The sequence below is a fragment of the Paucilactobacillus salsurae genome (genome assembly GCF_054784995.1).
This window is the reverse complement of record NZ_BAAHWX010000024.1, coordinates 1-4,834: the sequence shown is the minus strand read 5'-3', so window position 1 is coordinate 4,834 and position 4,834 is coordinate 1. Positions and strand designations below refer to the sequence as shown.

Annotated in this window: 9 protein-coding genes and 1 pseudogene; all 10 read left to right on the top strand. The window is 37.5% G+C overall.

The features are described from left to right. Positions 1-190, top strand: a pseudogene (locus ACYVQZ_RS09940) (BppU family phage baseplate upper protein); the annotation flags it as partial. 14 nt (positions 191-204) lie between these two features. Beyond that, a complete protein-coding gene (locus ACYVQZ_RS09935) occupies positions 205-471 on the top strand; it encodes a hypothetical protein (RefSeq protein WP_461241222.1) in 267 nt (88 codons plus the stop codon). 2 nt (positions 472-473) lie between these two features. Next, positions 474-1,553, top strand: coding sequence for a BppU family phage baseplate upper protein (locus tag ACYVQZ_RS09930; RefSeq protein ID WP_461241221.1), 1,080 nt, complete (start codon positions 474-476; stop codon positions 1,551-1,553). Positions 1,554-1,666: 113 nt separating this feature from the next. After that, positions 1,667-2,176, top strand: a complete 510-nt coding sequence (locus ACYVQZ_RS09925; RefSeq protein WP_461241220.1) for a hypothetical protein — start codon at positions 1,667-1,669, stop codon at positions 2,174-2,176. A 49-nt stretch (positions 2,177-2,225) separates the two neighbouring features. Beyond that, on the top strand, positions 2,226-2,696 hold the full coding sequence (locus ACYVQZ_RS09920; RefSeq protein WP_461241219.1) for a hypothetical protein: 471 nt from the start codon (positions 2,226-2,228) through the stop codon (positions 2,694-2,696). A 25-nt stretch (positions 2,697-2,721) separates the two neighbouring features. Then, on the top strand, positions 2,722-3,096 hold the full coding sequence (locus tag ACYVQZ_RS09915; RefSeq protein WP_461241218.1) for a hypothetical protein: 375 nt from the start codon (positions 2,722-2,724) through the stop codon (positions 3,094-3,096). Next, positions 3,096-3,227: an XkdX family protein gene (locus ACYVQZ_RS09910; RefSeq protein ID WP_461241217.1), complete on the top strand. Its 132-nt coding sequence runs from the start codon at positions 3,096-3,098 to the stop codon at positions 3,225-3,227. The genes ACYVQZ_RS09915 and ACYVQZ_RS09910 overlap by 1 nt, the downstream gene beginning before the upstream one ends. Positions 3,228-3,249: 22 nt before the next feature. Then, on the top strand, positions 3,250-3,525 hold the full coding sequence (locus tag ACYVQZ_RS09905) for a hypothetical protein (protein ID WP_461241216.1): 276 nt from the start codon (positions 3,250-3,252) through the stop codon (positions 3,523-3,525). Next, positions 3,525-3,824 carry a holin gene (locus tag ACYVQZ_RS09900; protein ID WP_461241215.1) on the top strand — a complete coding sequence of 100 codons (300 nt, stop codon included), beginning with the start codon at positions 3,525-3,527 and terminating at the stop codon, positions 3,822-3,824. The genes ACYVQZ_RS09905 and ACYVQZ_RS09900 overlap by 1 nt, the downstream gene beginning before the upstream one ends. Then, complete coding sequence (locus ACYVQZ_RS09895) at positions 3,811-4,749, top strand: peptidoglycan recognition protein family protein (protein ID WP_461241214.1); 939 nt, start codon at positions 3,811-3,813, stop codon at positions 4,747-4,749. The genes ACYVQZ_RS09900 and ACYVQZ_RS09895 overlap by 14 nt, the downstream gene beginning before the upstream one ends. Positions 4,750-4,834 lie beyond the last annotated feature (85 nt).

The following is a 4,834-nucleotide window of genomic DNA, read 5'->3' as shown; positions in this document are numbered from 1 at the left end:
TGGTGATCTCCCATCTAACATCAATCTTGGATATTGTGAGTTAGAAACTCATACGCCTTGGGGCAACACATCGGGCGGTTATCCAACACAAATTGCACGTAGCACGCAAACAGCAAGACCGGTTACTCTAACTCGTATCGGAACATCAAATACAACTTGGAGCAAGTGGGAGCTTGCCACTAATTGGTGATAGGAGATGAAGCAATGGCAGACAGAGTTACATTAAAAAAAATAGAAACTGATTTAGGTGACACTTTCAGAGACACGGTCAACGATAATTTCACCACAATTGCTAATGCATTGAATCTGTTAATTGGTGTTGATGATAGTAAGGACAATTCTAAAACAGTTACTAAACAAGATATTACCAACTTGCAAAATCGAATTGACAGAATTGTTCTTGGTGTCGACCAAGCCACAATTGAAGCAGTTGTCACTGAGATTTTGCAACAGAAAGGAGTGATTAACTAACTATGGAAACTTTAAGATTTGTAATTGGTAAAGATCAACGAGTATTAATTCAACCATCAGATGATGTTACTTCCACAGCGATTACTTGGACAGGTAAGCATAACTTTGTCCAAGCACGTCAGTACGATAACGAATTGCGTTCAGTCATGGTTTATATCACACATGAGGACGGTTCAGCATTTGATTTAACGGGTATGAAAGCAATTTTTGAAGGGTTAACACCAGCTGGCTATAAAATCTTTGATGATCACGGGTTTGTTGCAGTTGACCCATCAAATGGACAATTCAGATATGACTTCCCACAAAAAGCATTCGCAAATTCAGGAAACTACAAGCAATCGTTCTTCAGGTTAACACTGGGAGATAAGAACGTCTCTACGCTTGAATTTGAACTTAATGTTCTATCAGATGCAATTGTTAATGGTGTTGTGGCGAGTGATTACATCAGTCCATTTGAAGACTTATATGATCAATTGAAAACAATCATTGATAATGCTAGCGGCGATTTAACTAAATTCAAAGATGATTGGAACACACAAATTCAAGCTGCGTTTGATAAATGGACAGGCGATTATCAAACTATTGAAAATACAGTTACATCATTACAGACACAAATTGATGCCTTAGCAGCAGAAATCAAGAGCAATCAAATTGTGACCGTGCCAATGATGCAATCATGGATTGATAAGATTACAGATACTATTGCCAAAATGCATGTTTTAACTTCGATGAAAGTTGGAACATTAACATTAAGGAATGGTGATGAGTTATATCCATCAATTCATGCTTACGTTTATCGATATGGTGCAGGGATTGCACAAACAAGTGTTGATATCGCAGGTGGTTCAACAGTTTATGATATTAAAGTTCGAGCTGTCAGAACGACACCAACAGAAGTCGATATTTACATCGACCCAGAAGAACCAAAAACAGTATTTAGTGGATTTACCATGCCGGATAATTTTACGGCAGACTTTGGTAAGTCCTTTTTATATCTCACTTCGGGAAACTACAGTTTAGGAATCGAAGCTAAAGGCGCAACAGTTACAAGTTTTGATACTGACTCATCATTCAAATTATAGGAGGAACACATTATGAAACAATTTAAGACTGTAAAAATTGTGCGGGGGGGGGAGCTAAACCCCTTTAGTAACAACGCTTTAGTTCTCTTTCAAATGGAAAGGGGGCTATTTTAATGGCAAATAAAAATAACATTGCCAAAGGACAATCAGATTGGCAAACAAATATTAATAACTTTATGAACGAATATTTTGGAAATGATTCAGGGAAAATTACAGCAGGGATTACTTGTTTAAATGGGGCAACACCTTATAAGAGTCAAAATGAAGTTGACGGTTCAACGTATGTCACAAGTGGAATTTCAATGCAAACTTTGTCTTCAGTTTCCGGAATTTCAGCTATCATCCATGGTGGAGTTACAGTACCAGTCAGTTTAGTTAATAGCACCACAGGAACTGTAGTTGAAGATAGTAATACGATACCAATCGTACAATTCCCAAAGAATGTATTGACAAAATTAATCGGTGACCAATGGTCAACACCATGTTCAAATGGAGTTGCTAGACTTAGGTTTAATGCTAATGATGGAACAGTAAGCATTTATCCATATGGATTTACATGGTCTGGTAATGCACCAACTAGTGGAACAATTTGGTTAGATGTTTTTCATATATTCGCTATTTAATTAAAAATTTCAATCTGGCGTTCTTTGGCAAATAAAGGAGCGCTTTAAAATGACAAGCAAATTTGATATTTCAAAAGGACAATCAGATTGGCAAACAAATATTAATGGATTTTTTGATGCAAATGAAATTGTGGCAAACGATTGGTCAACCAGCGGAATTTCTTTTCTAAATGGTTTTGGAAATGGTGATACTTCAAATGCTAGTTCTTCATTGAAATATAGAGTATTAGATTTTGGAGGCATTAGAGCTATTGAATTTTCCGGATATTTGAGTAATCCAGAGATTGCAAGCAGAGTTCAAGTAGATTATGCCAAATTTCCTGTAAGTATTTTCAAAGGAAAAACGGAAGTTAAAGGGCTGTTTGGATATATGTCATTAATTTGGGGAGATCAATGGTTAAAAAACAAAATTGATGCAAGCACTGGAACTTTAACAGTTAACAATTTCACCGTTGGAACTAGTGCTAATGGGGTAGTGCCAGCAGGAAAATTCTTTGTTGATTTTCTGACGTTTGTTTAAATTCGAATGAAAGGAATGATTTAATTTGGCAGAACAAAAAGTAGTATACACATATGATGACAATAATCATTTTACGGGCACAAAATTAGTTGCTGACGACTATGAAGTCAACGGCAATGAAACATTTGTCGCTGTTCCAGATGGACAATATCAGCCATCAACATGGAACGGCACAACGTGGGTGGGCACACCACAAGAAGAGTGGGAGGCTAATCAAAAGGCTGAACAAGAAGCTTATTTAAAAACACATCCTGAATTAGCTCCACAACCAAGTGCAGACCAACAAGCGTTGGCACAATTAGCTTTAACAGTCGCACAAAACAAGACTGAACAGGATAAAACTAACGCTCAATTATTGTTAGCAACTGCAACATCACAAGTAAATGGAGGTACTAAGTAATGGCTGATTTGGTTAAGAAATACTACAAACTAGGATTTTACACAGACGATAATTTATCAATCTTCATTCAAGCGGGTTACATCACTGCTGACGATTTCAAAGAATTAACGGGTACTGCTTATACGGCATAGGCCCTTAAAAGGAGGGACAACTATGCCACCACATAATGTTAGCGATTTGTATTCATTATTGGGTTCAATCGCCTTATTTTTAACATTCTTTGTTTGGATAATGAACATGTGGATTATTAAACCACTCACTAAGTCAATTGATTTACTATCAAAAAAAGTAGATGGAATTGGTGGTAATGCAGATATAGTCCATGACCGGTTAGACAAACGGATTGATGATCATGATATCCGCTTAGGAAAACATGATGAAGAATTCAAAACGTTGTTTAGCCAATTAAAACAGGGAGATGAGAAGTAGTGGATTTCACACAAGTACCAGAATACGGAATCATCTTAATCATTGTTGCTAGCCTGACACAGAACATCAAGCAAACGAAAATCAACAACAACTATCTACCATGGGTATCTATGGTTATTGGTGCAGTAGCTGGTTTAGTTGCCGCTTATATGATGAAAGACACTAATTATGCAGAATCAGTTATTACTGGAATTGTAATTGGTGGTACATCAAGCGGTTTGTTTGATGGTGTGAAAGGCTTATCAAATGTTATTAAAAAGACTCCAACAACGGGAGGTGAAACGAGTGAAGAAAAGTAAATATTTTAAACGATTGGTCGTTGCATTAGCAGCGGCTTTTTTAGTTACACCACTATTTGGTGCCGCTGCTAATGCGTATACGGTAGATAATACTTATCAACTTGGAACGTATGAAGGATCTAATCAGCTAACAGCAAATAATTATATTATTGCTCATGATACGGGTGCACCCGGTTCAGCACGTAACACATCAATTTTTGAAAAACGTACGTGGAACTCTAATGGTGCATATGTCCAATACATCGTCGGAGATTGGGGACATGTGTATCGAATTGGTGCTGATGGGTTCGTTTCTTGGGGGGCTGGCAGTTATGCTAATGCTAATGCCCCAGTTCAAATTGAGCTTGCTCATACTACTACGCAAGCCCAGTTTAAAGTGGATTATGCGGTCTATGTAAACTTACTTCGAGCAAGTGCGATTAAGTATGGTATCCCATTAACACTTGATCAATCTGGCCGTGGTATCAAGGCTCACAAGTGGGTATCCGATAACATTTGGGGGGATCACCAAGATCCATACGGTTATCTTGCAAGCTTTGGTATTACAAAAGCACAATTTGCACGCGATTTAAAGACTGGACTACCAGAGAATGGTAGCGAGACAAACACGCAAAGCACACAACAAATAACGCCAAAAGTATCAACACCAAAAACAAGCGCTGCTAAATACTGGTATGATAATGATGGTACTTGTGTCACATATGAAAACGGATACTTTACACCAAAAACATATCTTCGTGATTGGTGGTATGCAGGATACTCACAAAGTCCATATATTGGATTTGGTATGAACGAAGCAACAATTCATTACTTTGGTTATGTAGTTCGTGGGAATTATGTTTATATTGCTTATCAGGCATATGATGGCTATGTTCACTACATTGCCGTTCGTGAAAATGGTGTGCCACTTGGTACATTCAAATAAATAATTAAGCCTCAATCCATTAATTTGGGTTGAGGCTTTTTTGCATGCTATAATAAAAGAGAAGCAGGAGTGCCAGCTCCATGCT

Bases quoted from the DNA above. Each gene is read 5' to 3' on its own strand.
- ACYVQZ_RS09935 (WP_461241222.1), top strand. From the start codon at position 205: ATGGCAGACAGAGTTACATTAAAAAAAATAGAAACTGATTTAGGTGAC.
- ACYVQZ_RS09930 (WP_461241221.1), top strand. From the start codon at position 474: ATGGAAACTTTAAGATTTGTAATTGGTAAAGATCAACGAGTATTAATT.
- ACYVQZ_RS09925 (WP_461241220.1), top strand. From the start codon at position 1,667: ATGGCAAATAAAAATAACATTGCCAAAGGACAATCAGATTGGCAAACA.
- ACYVQZ_RS09920 (WP_461241219.1), top strand. From the start codon at position 2,226: ATGACAAGCAAATTTGATATTTCAAAAGGACAATCAGATTGGCAAACA.
- ACYVQZ_RS09910 (WP_461241217.1), top strand. From the start codon at position 3,096: ATGGCTGATTTGGTTAAGAAATACTACAAACTAGGATTTTACACAGAC.
- ACYVQZ_RS09905 (WP_461241216.1), top strand. From the start codon at position 3,250: ATGCCACCACATAATGTTAGCGATTTGTATTCATTATTGGGTTCAATC.